The sequence below is a fragment of the Rhodoligotrophos defluvii genome (genome assembly GCF_005281615.1).
In the GTDB taxonomy this organism is placed as follows: domain Bacteria; phylum Pseudomonadota; class Alphaproteobacteria; order Rhizobiales; family Im1; genus Rhodoligotrophos; species Rhodoligotrophos defluvii.
This window is the reverse complement of the sequence record NZ_SZZM01000010.1, coordinates 25515-50020: the sequence shown is the minus strand read 5'-3', so window position 1 is coordinate 50020 and position 24506 is coordinate 25515. Positions and strand designations below refer to the sequence as shown.

Below are 24506 nucleotides of genomic sequence, written 5' to 3'. Positions count from 1 at the left end.
CGCGCGGGCCGCGGGGAGGCCGCGACGGAGCCCCGCGTGAGGGCGCTCCGCGTGACGGCGCTGCGCGCGATGGGGCGCCCCGCGCCCGTGGAGGCCGCGATGGGATGGATGGCGGCCGCAGCCGTGAGGAGGCCCTCTGATGTCCACGCAAGCACAGGCCCGCAGGCCGTTTTTCCGCCGCCGCAAGACCTGCCCGTTCTCGGGCACCAATGCGCCGATCATTGACTACAAGGACGTGCGGCTCCTGCAGCGCTTCGTCTCCGAGCGCGGCAAGATCGTGCCCAGCCGCATCACCGCGGTATCCGCCAAGCGCCAGCGCGAGCTCGCCAAGGCCATCAAGCGTGCCCGCTTCCTGGGCCTTTTGCCTTACGTCATCAAGTAGCTCCGGCGGCGAAAGCCGGAGATTGGGTTGGGGCGGTGTCGAGAAAGCCGCCTCTAACCGCATCAGCGGGACAGCCGGACCATGCAGAGCACGATCCTTGTCGGCATAGGGGCAGGCCTTGCGGCCGCCGCGCTTTATTCCACCGTCATCAGCTATTCGCTGCTGGCGATCGTGCTGCTCTATCTCGCCCCCCTCCCCCTATTCATCGCGGGGCTCGGCTGGGGTGCGGTGACTGCCGGTATCGGCGCCCTCACCGGCACGGCGACCATGGCCTTCGCCGCGGGCTTGCGGCCGGGCCTCCTGTTTCTGCTGAGCGTTGGAATTGCGCCGACGCTGATCAGCTACGTGGCCCTGCTCTCGCGCGATACCACCGAGGCGGTCGACCATGAGGGCGCGCCCGTGGCGGGCGGCCGCGACTATTATCCCGAAGGGCGGCTGGTGCTGTGGACGGCGCTGGTTGCCGGCCTCCTCATCACCGCGACCATCCTGATGCTCGGGCCCGACGCCGAGAGCTTCCGGGCCACCCTGCGCGAGGCCATCAACCGTGTCCTCGCCGCCCAGCCGGCGCCGGGCGGTCCGGCCGGCACGGAAGCGGAACGCGCCGCCTTGGTCGATCTGTTCGTACGGCTGATGCCGCCGGCATCCGGGGTGCTCTGGCTGATCGCCTCCCTCGTCAATCTCTATCTCGCCGCGCGGATCGTGGTCATGTCCGGACGAACCTTGCGGCCATGGGCGCCCTTCAGCGCCCTTGCCTTTCCGCGCAGCGCCGCCTTGGCGCCGCTTGCCGCGCTGATCGCCGCTCTCCTCCCCGGCACCATAGGCCTCATCGGCGAGGTCTTCGTTGCGCTGCTGCTGACCGCCTTTGCCATCGTCGGGCTGGCCACGATCCACAAGCGCACGCTGGGCATGGCTTCGCGCCCGCTGCTGCTCGGCGCGCTTTACGCGACCATCATCGTGTTCAACTGGCTCGTCGTACTTGCCCTCTCCGGCCTGGGCATAGCCCAGACGCTGATGCGGCCGGCTGTTGGTCCAAGCCAGGGCGGACCGCCGACTACAACCTGACCATCTTCAATATTCGGAAAAGAACAGGAGCACCGAACATGCATGTCATTCTTCTCGAACGGGTCGAAAAGCTCGGCGCCATGGGCGATGTCGTAAAGGTCCGCGACGGCTATGCGCGCAACTATCTCCTGCCGAAAGGCAAGGCGCTGCGCGCCAGCGAGGAGAACAAGAAGCGCTTCGAGGCCCAACGCGAGACGCTGGAGCAGCGCAATGCGGAGCGGAAGTCGAAGGCCGAGCAGCAGGCGGCCTCGATCGACGGCAAGACCTTCGTGGTGATTCGCCAGGCGGGCGAATCGGGCCAGCTTTATGGATCGGTCAGCACCCGCGACATCGCCGAGGTGATCACCGCCGAGACCGGCACCGAGGTGGTGCGCAACCAGGTGGTGCTCGATCACCCCATCAAGACGATCGGCATGACCCAGGTGCGCATCGCGCTGCACCCGGAAGTGCCGGTCACGGTCACCCTGAATGTCGCCCGTTCGGCGGACGAGGCGGACGCCCAGGCCCGCGGCGAAAATCTCGCGATTCCGGTGGACGAGCGGCTTGCGGCCATGGAAGCGGCCGGCTTTGACGAGATCGAGGCGGCAACCGAGGAGATGGAAGCGGCCGCCACCCCCGAGCGCGAATGAGACCATGCCCCGCGCCCGCCCTTGGGCGCGGGGATCAGCACCGGAACGAAGCTTCTCACTCCGGCAGGAAGAGGTGAAAATTTACAGATCTCCGCTATCGTCCTGGCAGGTCTGAGATTTGAGCATGTCGCCCTGGTTGCCGTTGCGAAACCGACATGATTAAATTGCTAGCGGGGTTGAACTTCGTTGCTCCGGCGGCTGGCGTGAATGTGACGGCACACAGGCGCTGGAGAAGGAGCTTCCGGTGCTGTCGGTCCTCAATCATGTGCTGGATTTCATCGTCCGTGCTGGCACGCTCGTTCTGATCGACGCCAAGGGGCGCTCTCACCGTTTCGGCGACGATACCGGAGAGCCGGTGGTGGTGCGCATCACCGACCCATCCGTATACCGTAAGCTTTCCCTGAACCCCGAGCTTCGCCTCGGCGAGGTGTACATGGATGGCACCTTCCGCATGGAGCAGGGCGACATCTATGACTTCCTCGCGCTGGTCTTCGCCAATCTGGAAAAGCGACGGTATCCGCAATGGCTGAACCTCTGGGGTCAGCTGCGCTACCGCTTGCGGCGCTTCCACCAGCACAATCCGATCGGGCGCGCCCAGCGCCACATCGCCCACCACTATGACCTGAACGGCACGCTCTACGATCTCTTCCTCGATCGCGACCGGCAATATTCCTGCGCTTATTTCGACCAGCCGACCAGCAGCCTCGAGGAGGCGCAGCTGTCGAAGAAGCGGCATCTGGCCGCCAAGCTTTACCTCAAGCCCGGCCAGCGGGTGCTCGACATCGGCTCCGGCTGGGGTGGCCTCGGCCTCTACCTCGCCGAGATCGCCGAGGTGGAGGTGACGGGCGTCACCCTGTCGGAAGAGCAGTTCAAGCTGTCGAACGAGCGTGCCGCGAGCCGCGGCCTGTCGAACCGCGTCCGCTTCCTGCTGCAGGACTATCGCAGCTTGACCGGCAGGTTCGACCGCATCGTTTCCGTCGGCATGTTTGAGCATGTCGGTGTCGGCCATTATACGGAATTCTTCGAGACCGTGCGCGAGCTGCTCACCGAGGACGGCGTGGCGGTGCTGCATTCGATCAACCGCTCCGACGGTCCCGGTGCCACCAATCCGTGGATCGCCAAATACATCTTCCCGGGCGGCGCCATACCCGCTCTGTCCGAAGTCGTTCCCGTCATCGAGCGCACCGGCCTCTACGTCACCGATATCGAGATCCTGCGGCTCCACTACGCGGAGACCCTGCGGGAGTGGCGCCGCCGCTTCCTGGCGAGCTGGGACCGCGCCAAGGCGCTCTATGACGAGCGGTTCTGCCGCATGTGGGAATTCTATCTGGCCGCCTCCGAGACGGCCTTCCGCTTTCAGGGCATGAACAATTTCCAGATCCAGTTCACCAAGAGCCAGCACAGCCTGCCCATGACTCGCGACTACATGATCGAGGAGGAACGGCGGCTGCGGCGTCGCGAGATCGATGGACGTCACTTGGTCTCCGTCCCGGCCGAGTGAAGTGCCGTGCCAAAGCGATCACCGCCTGGCGCGGCTGCGCCAATCATGTCACGCTCTCTGAAAAAGTAAGCGGCTTTGCGAATCGTCGGGCGTTGTGACCCGCGGGTCACCCGCTTCTGTGGATAGTGCGCACAGGCGGGGCGAGGTCTCAATCTGATGCTCCGCAAGCCCTCTCCCTTACGGTAACTAGGCTAAATGGAACGCGCCCAGACCTATTCGAGCATCGATCCGCATCCGGCCGGCAACGAACTGGCATACCGGTCGCTCCCTCACAACATCGAGGCTGAGCAGGCCCTGCTCGGGGCGATCCTGGTCAACAACGAGGCCTGCGAGCGGGTGGCGGATTTTCTCAAGCCCGAGCACTTCTTCGAGCCTGTCCACGCTCGCATTTACGAGGCGATTTTCCGCCTGGTGCGCGCGGGCAAGCTTGCCTCGCCCGTCACCCTCAAGACCTTTTTTGATCGCGACCAGTCCTTGGCCGAGATCGGTGGGCCGGCTTACCTCGCCAGGCTCGCGGCATCGGCCACCACGATCATCAATGCGCAGGAATACGGGCGCACCATCTATGATCTGGCCGTCAGGCGGCGCTTGATCGAGATCGGCACCGATGTGGTGAACGCATCCTATGACGCCCCTGTCGACATCGGCCCGCGAGAGCTCATCGAGGAAGCGGAACAGGGCTTGTACGAGCTGGCGGAAACGGGGCGCTACGGCAAGGGTTTCCGCGGCTTTGGCGAAGCCTTGACCGAGGCCATCGATATGGCGGCGGCAGCTTACGAGCGCGACGGTGGTCTCTCCGGCATTTCCTGCGGCCTCACCGACATCGACGCCAAGATGGGCGGCCTGCAGCGATCGGATCTCGTCGTGCTGGCTGGGCGGCCGGCCATGGGCAAGACCGCGCTCGCCACCAACATCGCCTATAACGTCGCCCGCGCCTACCGCTCGGAGCGGGTGGCGGACGGGACCGAAAGGGTGCTGGAAGGCGGCGTCGTGGCCTTCTTCTCCCTGGAAATGTCGGCCGAGCAGCTCGCCACCCGTATTCTGTCCGAGCAGGCCGAGATCCCATCCGAGCGCATCCGCCGCGGCAAGATCACCGAGGAGGAATTCCGCAGGCTGACGGCGGTCAGCCAGGAGATGCAGACCCTGCCTTTGTATATCGACGACACCGGCGGCCTCACCATCGCCCAGCTCGCGGCCCGGGCGCGCCGGCTCAAGCGGCAGCGCGGCTTGGGCCTCGTCGTTGTGGATTATCTTCAGCTGCTTGCCGGTTCCTCGCGGCGTTCGGCCGAAGGGCGGGTGCAGGAAATAACCGAGATCACGACCGGCCTTAAGGCCTTGGCCAAGGAACTGGATGTGCCGGTGCTCGCACTCTCGCAGCTCTCACGCCAAGTCGAGCAGCGGGATGACAAGCGGCCTCAGCTTGCAGATTTGCGCGAATCAGGCTCGATTGAGCAGGACGCTGACGTTGTCATGTTCGTTTATCGTGAGGAATATTATCTCCAACGCAAGGAACCGAAGCCGAATACTCCGGAACATTTCGAATGGCAGGACGCCATGAACAAGGTGACCGGTCTTGCCGAGGTCATCATTGGAAAGCAGAGGCACGGCCCCACCGGCACAATTCAGCTGTATTTCGACGCAAGCCTGACAAAATTTCAAAATCATATCGCGAATGAATATCTCCCAGAACGATTTGAGTGATCCAACTGCGCTGATGAGTGACACCGAGCACCTTCAAGAGAATCCGTCGCCGGACGCGGATGAGCCGTCCTCCGAGCTTGCCGGAGGCACGCTGATGATCGATCTGCGTGCTATCCAGGCGAATTATCGCTATCTCGCCGGCCGGGTCGGCCAGACGGAGTGCGGCGCCGCGGTGAAGGCAGATGCCTACGGGCTCGGCATGATTCCGGTGAGCCAGGCCTTGTGGGCTGCGGGCTGCCGCACCTTCTTCGTGGCTCTGCCTTGCGAAGGCGCCAAGCTGCGGCAGACCTTGCCGGAAGCGACCATTTACCTCCTCGGTGGCCTGTTGCCGGGTAGCGCCGGCTATCTCGCCCAGCATAACCTGCAGCCGATCCTTTCTTCCATCGAGGAGATCGGCGAGTGGGCGCAGTTCTGCCGCGATCAGGACAGGCGGCTGCCCGCCGGCATCCACGTGGACACCGGCATCAACCGGCTCGGCCTCACCAGTGCCCAGGTCGAGTGCCTGGCCGCGAGCCACAAGGATCTCGGCGCGTTCCGGATCACCTTGATCATCAGCCATCTCGCCTGCGCCGATACGCCGAACGCGCCCATGAACCGTGAGCAACTGGCCACGTTCGACCGGCTGCGCGCCATGCTGCCGCATGCACGCGCCAGCATTGCCAACTCCGCCGGCACCCTCAACGTGCCCGATTTCCACTATGATCTCGTCCGGCCGGGCATCGCGCTCTATGGGGGCAAGCCTTTGGCCGATCGCGCCAATCCCATGAAGCAGGTGGTTAGCCTCTATGGCACCGTGCTCAGCGTGCGTGAGGTCAAGGCGGGCGAAAGCGTGGGATACAGTGCCACCTGGCGCTCCGAGCGCAACGCGCAGATCGCCATCATCAGCGTGGGCTATGCGGACGGTTTCTTCCGCTGCCTCAGTGGTTCGAGCCGGTCCGAACGTGCCCATATCTTCATCGGCGGCCAGTTTGCCCCCGTGGTGGGCCGCGTCTCCATGGACATGATCACGGTCGACGTCACTGACGTTCCGCCCGATTTCGCCCGCAGAGGCGGTCGCGCCGAGCTGATCGGCCCTCATATCACCATCGACGATCTTGCCCGCTGGGCCGAGACCATCCCCTATGAGGTCTTGACCGCCTTGGGCCCGCGATACTGCCGGCTCTATTCGCCATACGATCAGCGCCAGGACCGCGGTTCGCGCCAGGACCTCTGATCACACCGGCTTTGCGATTAGCCTCTTCCGAGCAGGGGCTGCTCCGGGCTATAGAACTCTCCCAGTCGTGAGAGCGAGCCAGCGGTTCGTTTTCGAGAACTTCGTCCCGGCATGTTGCGCCGGCCTTTGCGGGCCGGCGGGATGTGTCCACGTCTGTGAGGCTCAGCCCTTGAACATTCTCGCCAGTGTCGGCCGGATCACGCTGCGGTTTTGCGAGGAAGTCGGCCGGCTGTCGATCTTCCTGTGGAATGCGGTCTTCCACACCGCCGTCCCGCCTTACTTCGGCCGGCAGATCCTCGAGCAGATGCTGCGGATCGGTTACAATTCCCTGTTCGTGGTGGGCCTCACCGCCTTCTTCACCGGCGCCGCTCTCGCCTTGCAGATCTATGTCGGCGGCTCGCGCTTCAATGCGGAAAGCATCGTTGCGCAGATCGTGGCCATCGGCATCACCCGCGAGCTCGGGCCGGTGCTCACCGGCCTGATCGTCGCCGGCCGGGTCAGCGCCGCGATTGCGGCCGAGCTCGGCACCATGCGCGTGACCGAGCAGATCGATGCCCTGACCACCCTTTCGACCAACCCGTTCAAATATCTGGTGGCGCCGCGCATCATCTCGGCGGTGATCACCGTGCCGATCCTGGTGGCGATCGCCGACACCATCGGCATTTTCGGCGGCTATATCGTGGGCACCCGCAGCCTCGGTTTCAACTCCACCGCCTATATCAGCAGCACCGTCGATTTTCTCGAGCCCGGCGACGTGCTGTCGGGCTTGGCCAAGGCGGCGGTGTTCGGCTTCGTCATCGCGGTGATGGGCTGCTACCAGGGCTACTACAGCCGCGGCGGCGCGCAAGGCGTGGGTCGCGCCACCACCAATGCCGTGGTCTCGGCCTCGATCCTCATCCTGGCCGTGAACTACATCATGACCTCGCTCATCTTCTCGTAAGGTTGAATGACACCATGGCAGCAAGCCCCCATATCGAGCTGAAGGGCGTCCGCAAGAGTTTCGGGCCGAAGACGGTGCTGGACGGCGTCGACCTCGCCGTCGACCGCGGCAAGTCTCTGGTGGTGATCGGCGGCTCGGGATCGGGCAAGTCGGTCAGCCTGAAATGCATTCTCGGGCTCATCCGCCCCGATGCCGGCTCGATCAAGGTCGACGGTGTCGAAACGGTGGGAATGCGTGGGCAGGCCCGCGACGAGATGCTGCGCAAGTTCGGCATGCTCTTCCAGGGTGCCGCCTTGTTCGACAGCCTGACCGTCTGGGAGAATGTGGCCTTCGGCCTGATCCAGGGCAAGCAGATGCCGCGGGAAGAGGCGCGGGAGATCGCCCATGAGAAGCTCGGCCAGGTCGGCCTCGGCCGCGAGGTGGGCGAGCTCTCGCCGGCAGAGCTGTCCGGCGGCATGCAGAAGCGCGTAGGCCTTGCCCGGGCGATTGCCGCCGATCCCGATGTCATTTTCTTCGACGAGCCGACCACCGGCCTTGATCCGATCATGGCCGACGTGATCAATGACCTGATCCGCGACTGCGTGGGCCGCCTCGGGGCTACCGCCATCTCCATTACCCATGACATGGCCTCGGCCCGCAAGATCGCCGACCGCATCGCCATGATCTACAAGGGCAAGATCATCTGGCAGGGTGATGCCGCCGAGATTGACCACAGCGGCAACCCATATGTCGAGCAGTTCATCCACGGGCGCGCGGAAGGCCCCATAAAGATGGACGTGCTCAAGCCCTGATCGAGGGAGGATACAAATGCGCGCCATCGGCATGTTCCGTTCCAAGCCGCTGACCGATCCCGATGCCTTGCAGGATGTGGAGCTGCCCGCACCCGAGCTGCGCCCTCGGGACCTGCTGGTGCGGGTGAAGGCAGTCTCGGTCAATCCGGTCGACACCAAGGTCCGTGGGCTGCGCGTGAAGGAAGAGCTCACCACGCCGCGCGTTCTCGGCTTCGACGGCGCCGGCATCGTCGAGACGGTCGGCCCCGAATGCACCATGTTCAAGCCGGGCGATGCCGTGTACTTCGCCGGCGACGTTACGCGCAATGGCAGCAATGCGGAGCTCGTGGCTATCGACGAGCGCATCGTCGCCCGCAAGCCGGCGAGCCTCGACTTTCCCGAGGCCGCCGCCCTCCCCTTGACCACCCTCACCGCGTGGGAGGCCATTCACGAGCGCATCGGCTTCTCGCGTGATCCCGGCGCGAATGCCCACCGCAGCCTGCTGATCATCAATGGCGCCGGCGGCGTGGGCTCCATCGCCATCCAGCTTGCCAAGCTGGCCGGCCTGACGGTGATCGCCACTGCATCCCGGCCCGAATCGGCAGAATGGTGCCGGTCGCTGGGCGCCGATCACGTCATCGACCATCGCGACCTGGCGCCCGCCCTGAAGCAAGCCGGCTTCCCCACGGTGGACGCCATTTTCTGCTGCGCCTCGACCGACAGCTATTTCAAACCCGCCGCCGAGCTGATCGCGCCCCAGGGCACGGTCTGCTTCATCGTCGCCAATGCCGAGCCGGCCGACGCGGCGATCTATCAGCCCAAGAGCGTGCGCATCGCCTGGGAATACATGTTCACCCGTCCGCAATTCACGACGCCCGACATTCTCGTTCAGCACGAGATCCTGAGCGAGACGGCGCGGCTGGTGGACGAAGGCCTGGTGCGCACCACCCTCACGCGCACCCTGGAGCCGATCAATGCCGCAACCCTCCTGCAGGCCCACCAGCTGGTGGAAAGCGGCAAGATGGTAGGCAAGGTGGTGGTCGCCGGCGAATTCCGTTCATAACCGGATGTTCTCCTTTTACCCCAGGGGAGATTGGGGTATCTAGAGCGTGATCCCGAAGAATGGGAGGAGCACGCTTGGCCAAAGCCTCGTCGATCTACGTCTGCCAATCCTGCGGTGCGACCGCCTCGCGCTGGGCGGGCCGCTGCGACAATTGCGGCGCCTGGAACAGCCTGGTCGAGGAAGCGGCGGCAGCACCATTGCCGGGTGGCGTCCGGCCGCGGGCCGGCAAAGGCCGGCGCGTCGAGCTTGTCGGGCTCAAGGGTGCCTCGCCCGTGCCGGCCCGGCTGCGCTCGGGCATTCAGGAGCTGGACAGGGTGGCCGGCGGCGGTCTTGTTCCAGGCTCCGCGGTGCTGATCGGCGGCGACCCCGGCATCGGCAAATCCACCCTCATTCTCCAGGCACTGGCGCTGCTCGCCCGCCGCGGCGAGAAGGTGGTCTACGTCTCCGGCGAGGAGGCGGTGGACCAGGTGCGTCTGCGCGCCGAGCGGCTCGGGTTGAGCGATGCCGCCGTGCTGCTCGCGGCGGAAACCAATCTCGACGACGTGCTCACCACCCTGGGCGATGCGCCGTCGCCGTCGGTGATCGCGGTCGATTCGGTGCAGACCATCTGGTCTCCGCAGATCGATGCTGCACCGGGCACCGTGTCCCAGCTTCGCGCCGGCACCGAGGCGCTGGTCCGCTTCGCCAAGAGCCGGGGCACCACCGTGCTGCTGGTCGGCCATGTCACCAAGGAGGGCCAGATCGCCGGCCCCAAGCTCATCGAGCACATGGTCGACGCGGTGTTCTATTTTGAGGGCGATCGCGGACATCACTTCCGCATTCTGCGTGCCGTGAAGAACCGCTTCGGCCCCACCGACGAGATCGGCGTGTTCGAGATGTCCGACGGCGGCTTGGCCGAGGTTGAGAACCCGTCCGGCCTGTTCCTGGGCGACCGCAGCGCGGCCACCCCGGGCGCCGCCGTCTTCGCCGGCATGGAAGGAACCCGCCCCCTGCTGGTCGAGGTGCAGACCCTGGTCTCCCCTTCGACGTTGGGAACGCCCAGGCGGGCGGTGGTGGGCTGGGACGGCAGCCGGCTTGCCATGATCCTCGCCGTGCTCGATACCCACTGTGGCGTCGGCCTCGGCGGCTATGATGTCTATCTCAACGTGGCCGGCGGCCTGCGCATACGCGAGCCGGCGGCCGATCTGGCCGTGGCGGCGGCGCTGGTATCCTCGCTGCTCGGGGCCGCCCTTCCCGCCGACAGTGTCCTCTTCGGCGAGGTCGCCCTCTCCGGGGCCCTTCGTCCGGTCGCCCAGGGCGAGGCGCGGCTCAAGGAGGCCGCCAAGCTTGGCTTCAAGACGGCCGTGGTGCCGGAAGCCGCCAAGTCCGAGTGGAAGCGCAATCCGCCACTTGCCCTGCACGCCCCGCCGGACCTGAGGAGCCTTGTCCGCTGGGTTCAGTCCTTCGGCCCTGCCACTGGCCGTCCGCGGGAAGCCGGGCCCGCCCCTGCCCGGTCCATCGCCGGAGCATGACCGGCTCTGCCCGTCACTTTGCCTTTGCCGCGGTCGGTGAGTTGGCGATCTTCTTGTCCTCGCCCGCGATGCCGCTAGAGCATTTTCGAGCGAAGTGGGCACCGGTTCGCGTGAAGAAAATGCGACCACACAAGAACTTAGAGTGCTTCCGCGATTCGGAGAAAAGCGGAAGCACTCTAGAGCATTTTCGAGCGAAGTGGGCACCGGTTCGCGTGAAGAAAATGCGACCAGACAATAGCTTAGAGCGGTTTCGCGATTCCATGAAAAGCGAATACGCTCTAGGCATGCGCGCTCAGTCCTTCACCTCATAGGTGTGTTCGGGGCCCGGAAAGCTGCGATTGCTCACCGCTTCGGCATATTCGCTGATGGCGGCCTCGATGGCATCGCCGACCCGGCCGAACTTCTTGACGAATTTCGGCACGCGCGGGGTCAAGCCCAGCATGTCCTCCATCACCAGCACCTGGCCGTCGCACTGGGCCGAGGCGCCGATGCCGATGGTCGGGATGGGAATGGCCTTGGTGATCTGCGCCGCCAGCGGCTCGGCCATGGCTTCGAGCACGATGCCGAAGGCGCCCGCATCGGCGACCTGGCGCGCATCCTCCTCGATGGCGGCCCACGCATCGCGGGTGCGCCCTTGCGTCTTGAAGCCGCCGAGCACGTTGATCGACTGGGGCGTCAGGCCGATATGGGCCATCACCGGGATGCCGCGCTCGGTGAGGAAGCGGATCGTCTCCGCCATGCGGCGTCCGCCCTCGAGCTTGACCGCGCCGCAGCCCGTTTCCTTCATGACCCGTGCGGCGTTGCGGAAGGCTACGCTCGGGCTTTCCTCGTATGACCCGAAGGGCATGTCCACGATTACCAGCGCGCGCTTGGAGCCGCGCACCACGGCGCGGCCATGCATGATCATGAGTTCCAGGGGCACGGGCAGCGTGGTCTCATAGCCATGCATGACCATGCCGAGTGAGTCGCCCACCAGCAGGAAATCCACGTATGGGTCGGCCAAGGCGGCCGTGTGGGCGTGGTAGCAGGTAAGGGACACGATCGGGGCGCCGCCTTTGCGGGCGAGGATGTCGGGCGCGGTGAGACGCTTCACGGGACGGTGGACGGACATCGGCCAAAGCCTCCTCACATGTTTATCACCGGCACCCCGAACAGATAGGGATGCAGGAACAGCATCGCCGCGTACATAATGATCCCGGCCAGGGGTGCAATGATGTCGTGCCTTGGCTTGGGAACAAAGTCCGGCCGGGTGCCTCGCGCGGTCTCGACGGCGATGTCCAGCAAGGCATAAACGAGGAAGGCGCCGAATACAATCACACCCGGCTTGTCGCCGTTGGAGATGAGGTGGCCGACCGACCAGAAGATGATGGCCAGCGCCATGGGGTGGCGCAGCCACAGCCTCAGCCGGCCCTTGTGCAGGTAGATGCCGAGGCAGATGAACCCCAGAAGCACCAGCGCCATGGTGGCGTGGCGTGCCCAGGCCGGCGGGTAGTAAAGCATGTCGGCTTCATCGAGCGTACCGCGGGTCGAGGCGAAGCCCCATATGATCAGGATGAGGCCCACCGCGGCGATCAGCGCGAAGCCCCCCTTGTAGGGGCCTTCGCCCAGGCGCGCCCGGAGCGCGGCTTTGGCCGGGGTGAAAGGCACGAGATGCACGCCGAAGAACAGGACGAGGCCGAGGATCAGAAGAGACATGGGATGACGCTTTCGGTTGCGGATGCGCGAGCAAAGGGCGAGTCTTGTGCGGACCGAATTATTAGAGGAGTTCTCGACTGATCACCATGGGGCAAGAGGCGCCGAAACGCGGCGACGGGCCGCCGCGGATTCTGGTCACCGGGTTTCCGCCGTTTCCAACCGCGCCGGTCAACCCGACGGAGCATCTGGTGGAGATGCTTAAGACGCGCCATGCAGGGCTTGAGGCGGACATCCACGCCGCGGTCATTCCTTGCGCCTATGGCGAGGCGCCGGACGTGCTTGCACGGCTTGGCCGGGATATTCAGCCGGATATCGTGCTGTGCTTCGGCTTGAGCCGCAAGGCAACCGCATTCACCCTGGAGCGGATCGCTCGCAACCGCTGCGGCGAGGCGCTTGCTGACACGGCAGGCCAGGTCTTTGCCGAGGGAACCATACGCGCCGGTGCCGCGGAGATTCTACCGAGCGGCCTGCCTCTGGATGCTATTCGCGCGGCTCTCGAGGCTGAAGGCATTCCGGCAAAATTCTCTGACGACGCCGGAAGCTATCTCTGCAACTTCGTGTTCTACTTGATCATTGGCGGATATATTCCCTCCCTAGCCCCTGCCATGGCCGGCTTCATCCACGTTCCGGCATTCGAGACGCCGTTGGCTGATACGGCGCTGCTGTTTTCCAAGGAAATTCTGTGGCGCGGCGCATGTTGTTGCCTGCGGACCGTCACAGATTGTTGGCGAAATCAAGCGCATCTTGTGACAAGCACGGAGAAGGTCCACATTTAATCCTGGATACACCAATGTCGTGAGCGTTGCATTGACTGCCTATTTATGTCAATCTTGCTTACCTAATCGGCAGAACATGAGCGATCTAGCGCCTAGGGAGTCCCAATGAATCTCAAGACTGTATCGCTGGATGATCGCTACGACCTTTCGAAGGATCGGGTCTATCTCTCCGGCGTCCAGGCGCTGGTCCGGCTGACGCTGATGCAGCACGCGCTCGATGCCCGGGCCGGTCACAATACGGCAGGCTATGTCACCGGCTATCGCGGCTCGCCCCTGGGCGGGGTCGACCAGGAATTTGGCCGCCGCGCCGCCTTGCTCAAGGCAAGCTCGGTCATCTTTCAGCCCGGCCTGAACGAGGACCTGGCGGCGACCGCCATCTGGGGCACGCAGCAGGCGGAGATGCGCGGCGAAGGTGCCTATGACGGCGTGTTCGGCCTGTGGTACGGCAAGGGTCCCGGCGTTGACCGCTGTGGCGACGTGTTCCGCCACGGCAATTCCGCCGGCACGTCCAAGCTCGGCGGCGTGCTCGTGCTGATGGGCGACGATCACACGGCCGAGTCGTCGACAGTGGCCCATCAGAGCGAGTTTGCGCTGGTGGATGCGATGATGCCGGTGCTCAATCCGGCTGGCGTTCAGGAGATCTTGGATTACGGGCTCTACGGCATCGCCATGTCGCGCTTTTCCGGCCTGTGGGTCGGGCTCAAGCTCGTGAAGGACAATGTGGAATCGACGGCGGTGGCGGAAGCCGGCCTCGACCGGATCAAGATCGTTGTTCCCGATGATTTCGAGATGCCGCCGGGCGGGCTCAACATTCGTCCGCGCGACGAGCGGCTGGATCAGGAAAAGCGTATTCACATCTACAAGCAGGCGGCGGCGGTCGCCTTCGCCCGCGCCAACGGGCTGGACAAGGTCGTGTTCGCCGGTGGACGGGCGCCGAAGATCGGCATCGTCAGCACCGGCAAGAGCTATATGGACGTGCGCCAGGCCCTGGACGAGCTCGGCATCGACGAGGTCAAGGCCGCCGATCTCGGCCTGCGCCTGCTCAAGGTCGGCATGGTCTGGCCGCTCGACCCGAAGATCGTGAAGAGCTTTGCGGAGGGGCTCGACCTCATCATGGTGGTCGAGGAGAAGCGTTCGTTGCTCGAAGCGCAGATCCGCGACGAACTCTACAACGCGCCCAGGCGGCCGCTGGTGATCGGCAAGACCGACGAGCAGGGCGCGACCCTCTTCCCGGCCTACGGCGCGCTCGACCCCAACCATATCGCGCTGGAGATCGGCAAGCGGCTGGCCCTGCACGGGGCGGTGCTCGACAAGCAGATCACCGCGCGCATGGATGCCCTGGCCGCAGCCCTGCAGAATGTGCGCAACGCGCCCGACCTCATCGCCCGCATTCCCTATTTCTGCGCGGGGTGCCCGCACAATTCCTCGACCATCCTGCCGGACGGCGCCCGCGGCTACGCCGGCATCGGCTGCCATTGGATGGTGCAGCAGATCCCCGAGCGGCTGACCGAGGGCAACACCCATATGGGTGGCGAAGGCGCCAACTGGATCGGCGAGGCGCCGTTCTCGAAGCGCCAGCACGTGTTCCAGAACCTGGGCGACGGCACCTACAACCACTCGGGCTATCTGGCGATCCGCGCGGCCGTGGCGGCCAAGGTGAACATCACCTACAAGATCCTCTACAATGATGCGGTGGCCATGACCGGCGGCCAGCATCACGAGGGCGACCTCACCGTCGGCATGATCGCCAATCAGGTGGCGGCCGAGGGCGTGAAGCGGGTGGTGATCGTCAGCGATCAGCCCGAGAAATATCCCTCGGATGCCGGTTTCCCGCCGGGCACCACCGTCCATCATCGCTCCGAGCTGAACACGCTGCAGAAGGAGCTGATGGAGACGCCGGGGGTGACGGTGCTGATCTATGATCAGACCTGCGCGGCGGAGAAGCGGCGCCGTCGCAAGCGCGGCACCTTCCCGGATCCGCAGAAGCGGGTGTTCATCAACGAGCTGGTCTGCGAAGGCTGCGGCGACTGCGGGGTGAAGTCGAACTGCGTGGCGGTGGTGCCGGTCGAGACGGAGTTCGGCCGCAAGCGGCAGATCGACCAGTCGTCCTGCAACAAGGACTATTCCTGCGTGAACGGCTTCTGCCCGAGCTTCGTGACGGTGGAAGGCGGCCAGCTCACGCGCGGCAAGCCGCGGCGTGCCGGCGACGGCGCGCTGTTCGAGGCGCTGCCGGATCCGGTTCAGCCCTCGCTCGACCGGCCATGGAGCATTCTGATCACCGGCATCGGCGGCACCGGGGTGGTCACCATCGGCCAGATCCTCGGCATGGCGGCCTATCTGGAGGACAAGGGCGCCGGCATCATCGACATGGCTGGCCTTGCCCAGAAGAACGGCGCGGTCGTCACGCACATGAAGATCGCGCGTACACCGGCCGATATCGCCACCATCCGCCTGTCGGCCGGCGGCGCCGATCTGCTGCTCGGCTGCGATCTCATCACCTCGGCCTCGGAGAAGAACCTGGCCACCCTGGCCAAGGGCCGCTCCTACGCAGTGGTGAACAATCACGAGACCATGCCGGCCCAGTTCACCCGCAACCCGGACCTGCGGCTGCCATCGGACGATCTGGCCATGGGCATCGCCGCGCGGACGGGGCGCGACCGCAGCTTCTTTGTCGACGCGACGGGCATTGCGACTGAGCTTCTGGGCGATTCGATTGCCTCCAACATGTTTACCCTCGGCTTTGCCTATCAGAAGGGCCTGATCCCCCTGAGTGCTGAGGCGATCGAGAAAGCGATCGAGCTGAATGGCGCGGCGGTGAAGATGAACACCCAGGCCTTCCTGTGGGGCCGGCGTGCCGCCCACAATCTGGCAGCGGTCGAGAAGATCGTGGCGCATGAGGACGAAATGGCGCCGCCGCCGGCCCATGACCTCGACGAGATGATCGCCCGGCGAGTGGCTTTCCTCACGGACTACCAGGATGCCCCCTATGCCCAGCGCTATCAGGCGCTGGTTGACCGGGTGCGGGCGGCGGAAGCGAAGGTGATGCCGGGGTCGGATGCGCTGTCGAAGGCGGTTGCCCGCTACTATTTCAAGCTGATGGCCTATAAGGACGAGTACGAGGTCGCCCGGCTGTATACGGACGGCGCGTTCGAGCACGAGCTGAAGCGGCGATTCGAGGGCGACTTCACGGTGAAGTTCCATCTGGCGCCGCCGCTGCTGGCCAAGCGCGACCCCCAGACGGGTCACCTGCGCAAGCAGGAGTTCGGACCGTGGATGATGCGGGCATTCCGGATGCTGGCCAAGCTCAGGCGTCTGCGCGGCACGCCGCTCGACATTTTCGGCTATACGGCGGAACGGAAGACTGAGCGGGCACTGATCGGCGAATATGAGGCGCGGATCGACGAGCTGCTGGCCGGCCTCAAGCCCGAGCTCTACGGGCTTGCGGTGGAGATCGCCTCGATCCCCGAGCAGATCCGCGGGTTTGGTCACGTGAAGGAGCGGCATCTGGAGAAGGCGAAGGCCGACGAGCAGGCACTGCTCGCGCAGTTCCGCTCCGGCCGGCCCGCCCCGGTCCGCGAGGCGGCGGAATAGGCACCCTGCCTTACCGCCGCACCAGACGGCCTTCCCTGATGTCCCAGATCGCGCCGTTGTCCGTCAGCGCCGGCGCGACCAGCGGCGGGATCTGCGCGGCAATGTCGGCCGGGGCAGGCAGGCTGGCCGGGTCCTCCCCTGGCATGGCCTTCGCTCGCATGGCCGTGCGGGTCGCCCCGGGGTTGAGCAGGTTGACCCGCACCGGCGTGATCGCCACTTCCTTGGCATAGGTCAGCACCAGGGTCTCGAGCGCCGCCTTGGTGGTGGAGTAGAGGCCCCAATAGGCGCGCGCATTGCGAGCCGCCCCCGAGGTGATGAATAGGGCGCGCCCCGCATCCGACTGGCGCAAGAGCACGTCGAGGGAGCGGATCAAGCGCCAGTTCGCGGTCACGTTCACCGCAAAGGCTTCGTCCCATTCCTTGGGCTTGATATGGCCGACCGGGGTCAGGCGGCCGAGCACGCCCGCATTGCCGATGAGAATGTCGAGCTTGCCCCAGCGCTCGTAGATGGAGACACCGAGCCGGTCGAGCGCATCGAAATCCCTGAGGTCCACCGGCACCAGGGTGGCCGCGCCGCCGAGCGCCTTGATCTCGTCGTCGAGTTCCTCGAGGCCGCCCACGGTGCGGGCGAGCGCGATGATGTGCGCGCCCTCGGCGGCCAGCGCCTTGGCCGTGGCATAGCCGATGCCGCGGGACGCGCCGGTCACCAGCGCGATGCGGTCCTTGAGCAGATTGGTCATGGTGCCGGTGTTATTCGGCTCCTACCCCACGGTCAAGCACCGGCTGGTGGTCACCCGACTTCGGCCAGGAGCGAGAGCTGCCGCGCGCGGCCGCCGCCGCCCTTGTCGGTCAGCGCCGTGGGATAGTCGCCGGTGAAGCAATGGTCGGTGAATTGCGGCCGGATGGGGTCGCGGCCTTCCTCGCCCAGCGCCCGGTAGATGCCATCCACGGACAGGAAGGCGAGGCTGTCCACGCCAATGAACTCGCGCATCTCCTCCAGGGTGTGGTTGGCAGCCAGCAGCGCCTGCTCCTCCGGCGTGTCGATGCCATAGAAATCCGGATGCTTGATGGGCGGGCTGGCGATGCGCATGTGCACCTCCCGCGCCCCGGCCTCATACATCATCTGCGCGATCTTGAGGGAGGTGGTGCCGCGCACGATCGAGTCGTCCACCAGGATGATGCGCTTGCCCCGGATCACCGCGCGATTGGCATTGTGCTTGAGCTTGACGCCGAGGGAGCGGATCTGCTGCGTCGGCTCGATGAAGGTGCGGCCCACATAGTGGTTGCGGATGATGCCCAGCTCGAAGGGAATGCCCGACTGCTCCGCATAGCCGAGGGCTGCCGGCACCCCGGAATCCGGCACGGGAATGACCACGTCCGCATCGACCGGCGCCTCCTTGGCCAGCTCCATGCCGGAGGCCTTGCGCACCTGGTAGACGGAGCGGCCGCCGACCACGCTGTCGGGCCGGGAGAAATAGATATATTCGAAGATGCAGGGGCGCGGCTGCAGGCGTGGGAACGGATGCAGGCTCTCCACACCGTCCTCGCTGATCACCACCACCTCGCCGTTCTCGATCTCGCGGATGAACCGGGCGCCGATAATGTCGAAGGCGCAGGTCTCGGAGGCGAGGATCGGTGCGCCGTTGAGCTCGCCCAGCACCAGCGGGCGGATGCCGAACGGGTCGCGCGCCCCGATCAGCTTCTTGTTGGTCAGCGCCACCAGCGAATAGGCGCCCTCGATCGCCCGCAGGGCCTCGATGAAGCGCTCGATCAGCCGCGGCTTGCGGGATTGGGCCACCAGGTGCAGGATGACCTCGGTGTCGGAGGTGGACTGGCAGATCGCCCCGTTGCGGATCAGCTCCTCGCGCAGAGTGAGGGCATTGGTGAGGTTGCCATTGTGGCAGACCGCCAGCCCGCCGGCCGCCAGATCGGCAAAGAGCGGCTGCACGTTGCGCAGCGCCGTCTCCCCGGTGGTGGCGTAGCGGACGTGCCCCACGGCGCGGTTGCCCTGCAGCCGCTCGATGACTTTGGAGGAGGAGAAGTGGTCGCCCACCAGCCCCATGCGGCGCTCGGAATGGAAATGCTCGCCATCGAAGGTGACGATGCCCGCCGCCTCCTGGCCGCGATGCTGCAGCGCATGCAGCCCCAGGGCGGTCAGCGCCGCCGCATCGGGGTGGCCGAACACGCCGAACACGCCACATTCCTCGCGCAGCGTGTCGCCATCCAGGTCGAAGTCGCCTGAAACGAAGCTGCCGCTGGCCCGGCCACGCTCTGCTCCCATCGTCATATCACCGTCACGCTCGAACGCTTTGATCGCCACCATGTCGGTCTCCTGTCCGGGACCTCCCAGACTGGTTAATTGCCGGTGCTTTGCGGGTTATTGTTATCCAGCAACTGCTCGATACCCTGTCGCGATGGGTTATCGTAGCCCTCTTCCTCCTCAGGATCGACGCCCGGTGCTGGTTCAGTCGATTCGTCCGGTTCCGCGGGAGCCGTGGAGGGGGCACCATCGGGGTTGGCGTTTATATAGGTCTTGCCCAACAGGGTTTCAGCCACATCCGGCGGCAGAAATGAAATCACGAATGTGCTGGTGTCCTCGATGAGGGGAAGGCTGGCCGCATTGCGCACCCATTCGGGCCGGCGCTCGACCGGCACCAGCCAGATAAAGAAGATATAGGCAACCACCACCAGCAGCAGGCCGCGGGCCAGGCCGAACACGAAGCCCAGGGTTCGGTCGAGCGCGCCGACCCCCGAATCGAGGATCCAGTCGGAGATCTTGCTGGTCAGCACGGAGATGATGATCAGCACCAGGAAAAAAACGCCGGCGACCAGGGTGATGTCGGCGACGTAGTCTGGCTGGATATAGCTGCGCGCGAATTCGCGAAAGCCGGTATAGGCCACATAGGCCGCCAGCGCGGCGCCGGCCCAGGCGAGAATCGACAGGATCTCGCGGGTGAAGCCGCGCATCAGAGCCAGCAGGCCCGAGACCAGCATGATGCCGATCAGGATGACGTCCAAAAGCGAGAACGACATTTAGCCCAGGCTCCACAGCAGCTTGTCGAATCACGCTTCGGAAAGGCGCCCGCGGCGGCGCCCGTCCGATGTGTTCGCATCATCATCATCCTGATCCGGTAACCATCGAGTGAGACGGCGCGGCCGCCGCCTTCAGCCACCCTCCAGGCCGCGCGGACTATATGATGCTTTTGCCCTTCTGTCACATGCAAGGAACGCGAGGCTGACGTCACGTCGTCGCAACCACTGTGCGGCGCCCTGTATTCACCCCGCTCGATCCTGTACGGCACGTATAATCGTAACCATATTGAGCCGAATGACCGAGGACAGGTGAAAATGAACATATCCCAAGCCGCCCGCGCGAGCGGGCTGCCCGCCAAGACCTTGCGCTATTACGAGGACATCGGCCTCGTCCGGCCGCGGCGCCGCGACAATGGCTACCGCGTCTACGGACCGCAGGAGGTCGCACGCCTCCGCTTCCTGCAGCGCGCCCGCGCGTTGGGCTTCTCGATCGACGACTGCCGCATGCTGGCCTCCCTGCAGGAGGACCATGGCCGGCGCAGCGCGGAGGTGCGGGCCATCGCCGAGCACCACGTGGAGGAGATCGACCGTCGGATCGAGCATTTGCGGGAGATGCGCCGCGAGCTGAACGAGCTCATCGCCGCCTGTCCGGGAAATGAGCAGCAGGACTGTGCAATTCTCGACAGGCTGGCGGGCGCGGAGCAGCTGCAGTCCGCCCTCTGAGATCATGGTCAGCCGGAGGAAGCACTTTTTGCCCGCGCGGCCGGACAAATCCGCCGCCTTTCGAAAGGGAGGGGGTCGCATTGCCTTCATTCGGCCACCCATGTAGTTTACGCGCCTCGCGGGCTGTGAGAACGGTACCGACGAATCGGTTCAATTTGCTTTTGTGCCGACAGCCGTGAAAGGGGTTGCCCGTTGAGTGAAGAGTCGCTGTATCGCGAAGTCGAAGAAGAAGTCCGCAAAGAACAGTTCAAGCGGCTCTGGAACCGGTTCGGCGCCTACGTCATCGGACTGTGCCTGCTCGTCATCGTCGGGGTCGGCGGCTATAAGCTGTGGCAATATTTCGAGCACCAGCAGGCGCTGAATGCCGGGCAGCAATATGTCGAGGCCATGGAGCTGGCCGACCAGGGCAAGGTGGACGAGGCGCAGGCTGCCTTCGCCAAGCTCGCCGAAAGCTCGAAAACCGGACCTCGCACCCTCGCCATTCTGCAGGAAGCGGCGATCAAGCTCGCGCGCAACGACGTTGCGGGAGCCGTTTCAGCCTATGACTCCATTGCCGCCGATAACGACGCCTCGCCGGTCCTGCGCGACCTTGCCCGCATCCGCGCCGCATATCTCTTGGTCGATACCGCACCCCCGGCTGAGCTCGAGCAGCGAGTGGGAGCCCTGAATGCGGAAGGCAATCCCTGGCGCAATGCCGCGCGTGAGATCATCGCGCTCGCGGCCTATCGCACCGGTGATCTGGAGCGGGCGAACGAACTGCTCGCCGATATCATGGGCGACCCGAGGGCATCCATGAGCTCTCGGCAGCGGGCGCAGATCGTATCTGCTCTGGTCAGTGGCGCGCTGGCCGCCAAGAACGCGCCTGCCGCTCGGCAACAGCCTGCGGCCGGCAGCGCTGCGCCTGCGGCATCGCGGGAGCAGGCACCCTCGACCGAAGCGCCAGCCCAGTCTGAGGCCTCCACGGCGCCGACGGCAGGCCAGGGAGAGACGACTACCAGCCCGGCCCCCGCCCCGGCCGAGAGTTCGAGTTCCAGTTCAGAATGACGGAAGCAGGTATGCACGGATCCATCGAACGAAGCCGTCCCGGAACTGGCAAGCCGGGGCTGCGCCGCTTCTTGTTGACGGGAGCGATCCTGCCGCTGCTCGCGCTATCGGCGTGCTCGTCCGTCAAGGGCATGTTCGGCGCCGGCAATGACGACACGGTGCTTCCCGGCAAGCGCGAGGCCGTCGTGCCGAACACGGGTGCCCTCGCACCTGATCCGACGGCTGCATCGACCCCGATCGTCATTCCCGCCGCCCAGACCAATGCCAATTGGGCCCAGCCTGGCGGGGTCCCGACCAACGCCTATCAGAACCTGTCTCTCGGCGCCAATCTCTCGACCGTCTGGTCGGCCTCCATCGGCGAGGGCTCCGACCGCGACGGCCAGCTGAGCGCCCCGCCCATCGTGGTCGGCGGCCGCGTTTACACGCTCGATATCCGGGCGACCCTCTCCGCGTTCGATGCATCTTCCGGCGCGCGCGCCTGGTCTACCTCGCTGGTGCCGCAAGGCCGCAGCAGCCAGGGCGCGTTCGGCGGCGGCATCGCGTCCGATGGACGGCGCCTGTTCGTCACCACCGGGCTTGGCGAAGTCCTGGCGGTTGATGCATCCAATGGCGCCATCATCTGGCGCAAGAGCGTGACGGTGCCCGTGCGCGCGGCCCCCACCGTGGTCAACGGGCGCGTCTTTATCGTCAACGTGAACAACCAGGTCTTCGCCTTCTCGACCGAAAACGGTGCCGAGCTTTGGCGGTTCGAGGGGGCCGGCGAGCAGGCGGCCGTCATCTCCAACACGAGCCCCGCGGTCGCCAGCGACACCGTGGTTGCCCCCTACACGTCGGGCGAACTCATCGCCTTCCGCGAGAGCGATGGCATTCCGAAATGGGGCGATGCGCTCACCACCCTTGCCGGCCTCAGCTCCACCGCGACCCTCAACAATATCGGCGGCCGCCCGGTGATCGAAGGCAACCAGGTCATCGCCATCTCCCATGCTGGGCGCCTCGGCGCGTTTTCGCTCAGCGATGGGGTGCGGCAATGGACCCAGGACATTTCCGGCACGCAGACCCCGTGGATCGCCGGCGATACGGTCTTCGTGATCTCCAACCGCAACATCCTCGTGGCCTTGTCACGCAAGAACGGCGCGGTGAGATGGTCCTCGGTGTTGCCGAGCGGACAGAGGTGGGCGGGCCCGGTCATGGGTGGCGGCCGCCTGATTGCGGTCTCGTCCACCGGCACCGTGGCCACCATCAATCCGCAGGACGGCCAGATCATCAATCAGATGAACCTGGAGCGGCCGTTTTTCATTCCCCCCATCATCGCCAACAACACCCTGTATCTGTTGGCGAATGACGGCACGCTCATCGCCCTGCGGTGAGCTGCCCTGCCGGGCCGCAGCGCTTTCTTAAGGGCGGTGCGGAAGACTGGCGGACAGGCTTCCAGGCGTTTGGAGCAACGGCGCTGCGATGACATTTACCGTTGCCATTATCGGTCGGCCCAATGTCGGCAAGTCCACCCTGTTCAACAGGCTGGTCGGCAAGCGGCTCGCGCTGGTCGACGATCAGCCCGGGGTGACGCGCGACCGGCGCGCCGGCGACGCCAAGCTGGGCGACTTGCAGTTCACCGTTATCGACACGGCCGGGCTCGAGGAAGCCGCTGAGGACAGCCTTCTGGGCCGCATGCGCCAGCAGACCGAGGCGGCCATAGCGGAGGCCGATCTCTGCCTGTTCATGATCGACGCCCGGGCCGGCGTCACCCCTCATGACCAGCACTTCGCCGATCTGCTGCGGCGCGCGGGCAAGCCGGTCATTCTGATCGCCAACAAAGCGGAAGGCGCAGCCGGCGATATCGGTCTCTATGACGCCTACGCGCTCGGCCTGGGCGAGCCCATCGCCTTCTCGGCCGAGCATGGCCTCGGCACCTCGGACCTCTATGACGCCATTACCGCCGTGGCCGAGGAGATCGCGGCGCGGCGCAACCAGGCGGCGCCTGATGAAGCCGGCATGGCCGAGGAGGCCGTTTCCGACGAGGAGGCCGAGCGCGGACCCCTGCGGCTTGCCGTCACCGGGCGCCCCAATGCCGGCAAGTCAACGCTGATCAACCGCATTCTGGGGGAGGAGCGGCTGCTCACCGGCCCCGAGGCGGGCATCACCCGCGATGCGATCGCCGTGGACTGGCAATGGCGCGGCAAGCCGATCAGGTTCTACGACACGGCGGGGCTGAGGCGCCGGTCGCGCGTCGAAGGCAAGATCGAGAAGCTGTCCGTGGCCGATGCCCTGCGCGCCATCCAATTCGCCGAGGTGGTGGTGGTCATGGTCGACGCGGCCCTGGCGGAAGCCCAGCGCGCCGACCTCAACCAGATCTTCGAAAAGCAGGATCTGCACATTATCGACCTCGTCGCGCGCGAGGGCCGTGCCATGGTCGTGGCCGCCAACAAGTGGGACCTGGTGACCGACGGCAAGGCCACGCTGGCCGCTATGGAACAGGCGATCGAGCGGCTGCTGCCGCAAGTCAGGGGCATATCGCTGGTGCCGGTTTCCGGCCGCACCGGTCAAGGCGTCGATGCGCTGATCGAGGCAGCGTTCAGGGCCTACGAGACCTGGCAGCAGCGCATCTCCACCGCCAGGCTCAACCGCTGGCTCGCCGAGATGGTCGAGCGCCACCCGCCCCCGGCCCCGGGCGGCCGCCGCATCAAGCTGCGCTACATGACCCAGATCAAGGCGCGGCCGCCGACCTTCATCGTCTTTTGCTCTACGCCCGAGCATCTGCCGGACTCTTACACCCGCTATCTCGTCAATGGTCTGCGCGAAAGCTTCGGGCTGTGGGGCACGCCCATTCGCCTGCATTACCGCAAGGGCGAGAACCCCTATGTGTGAATAGCGGC

At 65.4% G+C, this 24506-nt stretch carries 21 protein-coding genes; 16 read left to right on the top strand and 5 right to left on the bottom strand.

All coding sequences use genetic code 11. The features are described from left to right. Positions 1-139: 139 nt before the first annotated feature. From rpsR to radA, 10 genes are all read left to right on the top strand, one after another. On the top strand, positions 140-382 hold the full coding sequence (rpsR, locus tag E4P09_RS25355) for a 30S ribosomal protein S18 (RefSeq protein ID WP_137392459.1): 243 nt from the start codon (positions 140-142) through the stop codon (positions 380-382). Positions 383-463: 81 nt separating this feature from the next. After that, positions 464-1444: a DUF2232 domain-containing protein gene (locus E4P09_RS25350; RefSeq protein ID WP_137392458.1), complete on the top strand. Its 981-nt coding sequence runs from the start codon at positions 464-466 to the stop codon at positions 1442-1444. A 38-nt stretch (positions 1445-1482) separates the two neighbouring features. Further along, the gene (gene rplI, locus E4P09_RS25345; protein WP_137392457.1) at positions 1483-2073 is read left to right on the top strand and encodes a 50S ribosomal protein L9; all 591 of its coding nucleotides are present in this window, start codon (positions 1483-1485) and stop codon (positions 2071-2073) included. A gap of 244 nt (positions 2074-2317) precedes the next feature. Continuing rightward, a complete protein-coding gene (locus tag E4P09_RS25340) occupies positions 2318-3574 on the top strand; it encodes a cyclopropane fatty acid synthase (RefSeq protein ID WP_137392456.1) in 1257 nt (418 codons plus the stop codon). A gap of 195 nt (positions 3575-3769) precedes the next feature. After that, on the top strand, positions 3770-5275 hold the full coding sequence (locus E4P09_RS25335) for a replicative DNA helicase (RefSeq protein WP_137392455.1): 1506 nt from the start codon (positions 3770-3772) through the stop codon (positions 5273-5275). Between the two features lie 13 nt (positions 5276-5288). Continuing rightward, on the top strand, positions 5289-6488 hold the full coding sequence (alr, locus tag E4P09_RS25330; RefSeq protein WP_137392454.1) for an alanine racemase: 1200 nt from the start codon (positions 5289-5291) through the stop codon (positions 6486-6488). 169 nt (positions 6489-6657) lie between these two features. Further along, positions 6658-7428, top strand: a complete 771-nt coding sequence (locus tag E4P09_RS25325; RefSeq protein WP_137392453.1) for an MlaE family ABC transporter permease — start codon at positions 6658-6660, stop codon at positions 7426-7428. 14 nt (positions 7429-7442) lie between these two features. After that, on the top strand, positions 7443-8219 hold the full coding sequence (locus E4P09_RS25320) for an ABC transporter ATP-binding protein (RefSeq protein ID WP_137392452.1): 777 nt from the start codon (positions 7443-7445) through the stop codon (positions 8217-8219). Between the two features lie 16 nt (positions 8220-8235). Next, entirely contained in the window at positions 8236-9261 is a 1026-nt protein-coding gene (locus E4P09_RS25315; protein ID WP_137392451.1) for a zinc-binding alcohol dehydrogenase family protein, read from the top strand. Between the two features lie 74 nt (positions 9262-9335). After that, positions 9336-10772, top strand: a complete 1437-nt coding sequence (gene radA, locus E4P09_RS25310) for a DNA repair protein RadA (RefSeq protein WP_137392450.1) — start codon at positions 9336-9338, stop codon at positions 10770-10772. Between the two features lie 292 nt (positions 10773-11064). Here the strand turns inward: radA and panB are convergent, their stop codons facing one another. Both panB and E4P09_RS25300 read right to left on the bottom strand, forming a co-directional pair. Then, on the bottom strand, positions 11065-11883 hold the full coding sequence (gene panB, locus E4P09_RS25305; protein ID WP_137392449.1) for a 3-methyl-2-oxobutanoate hydroxymethyltransferase: 819 nt from the start codon (positions 11881-11883) through the stop codon (positions 11065-11067). 14 nt (positions 11884-11897) lie between these two features. Further along, a complete protein-coding gene (locus tag E4P09_RS25300; RefSeq protein WP_137392448.1) occupies positions 11898-12467 on the bottom strand; it encodes an NnrU family protein in 570 nt (189 codons plus the stop codon). A gap of 86 nt (positions 12468-12553) precedes the next feature. Here E4P09_RS25300 and E4P09_RS25295 point away from each other — a divergent pair, with 86 nt between their 5' ends. Beyond that, entirely contained in the window at positions 12554-13243 is a 690-nt protein-coding gene (locus tag E4P09_RS25295; RefSeq protein ID WP_137392447.1) for a pyroglutamyl-peptidase I, read from the top strand. A gap of 105 nt (positions 13244-13348) precedes the next feature. Continuing rightward, complete coding sequence (locus E4P09_RS25290; RefSeq protein ID WP_137392446.1) at positions 13349-16834, top strand: indolepyruvate ferredoxin oxidoreductase family protein; 3486 nt, start codon at positions 13349-13351, stop codon at positions 16832-16834. 10 nt (positions 16835-16844) lie between these two features. On the opposite strand, the gene E4P09_RS25285 is transcribed toward E4P09_RS25290, so the two are convergent. From E4P09_RS25285 to E4P09_RS25275, 3 genes are all read right to left on the bottom strand, one after another. After that, positions 16845-17573 (bottom strand): SDR family NAD(P)-dependent oxidoreductase, encoded by a 729-nt coding sequence (locus tag E4P09_RS25285; RefSeq protein WP_137392445.1) that lies wholly within the window; start codon positions 17571-17573, stop codon positions 16845-16847. A 50-nt stretch (positions 17574-17623) separates the two neighbouring features. Next, complete coding sequence (gene purF / locus E4P09_RS25280; protein ID WP_137392466.1) at positions 17624-19120, bottom strand: amidophosphoribosyltransferase; 1497 nt, start codon at positions 19118-19120, stop codon at positions 17624-17626. A 68-nt stretch (positions 19121-19188) separates the two neighbouring features. Further along, a complete protein-coding gene (locus E4P09_RS25275; RefSeq protein ID WP_137392444.1) occupies positions 19189-19866 on the bottom strand; it encodes a CvpA family protein in 678 nt (225 codons plus the stop codon). 315 nt (positions 19867-20181) lie between these two features. On the opposite strand from E4P09_RS25275, the gene cueR reads away from it, so the two are divergent. The 4 genes from cueR to der all read left to right on the top strand — a co-directional run bounded on the left by cueR (position 20182) and on the right by der (position 24498). Further along, the gene (cueR, locus tag E4P09_RS25270; protein WP_137392443.1) at positions 20182-20589 is read left to right on the top strand and encodes a Cu(I)-responsive transcriptional regulator; all 408 of its coding nucleotides are present in this window, start codon (positions 20182-20184) and stop codon (positions 20587-20589) included. A gap of 192 nt (positions 20590-20781) precedes the next feature. Then, entirely contained in the window at positions 20782-21633 is an 852-nt protein-coding gene (locus E4P09_RS25265) for a tetratricopeptide repeat protein (protein WP_170984644.1), read from the top strand. An 11-nt stretch (positions 21634-21644) separates the two neighbouring features. Continuing rightward, on the top strand, positions 21645-23000 hold the full coding sequence (locus E4P09_RS25260) for an outer membrane protein assembly factor BamB family protein (protein WP_170984643.1): 1356 nt from the start codon (positions 21645-21647) through the stop codon (positions 22998-23000). An 88-nt stretch (positions 23001-23088) separates the two neighbouring features. Then, on the top strand, positions 23089-24498 hold the full coding sequence (der, locus tag E4P09_RS25255) for a ribosome biogenesis GTPase Der (RefSeq protein WP_137392440.1): 1410 nt from the start codon (positions 23089-23091) through the stop codon (positions 24496-24498). Positions 24499-24506: the final 8 nt, after the last annotated feature.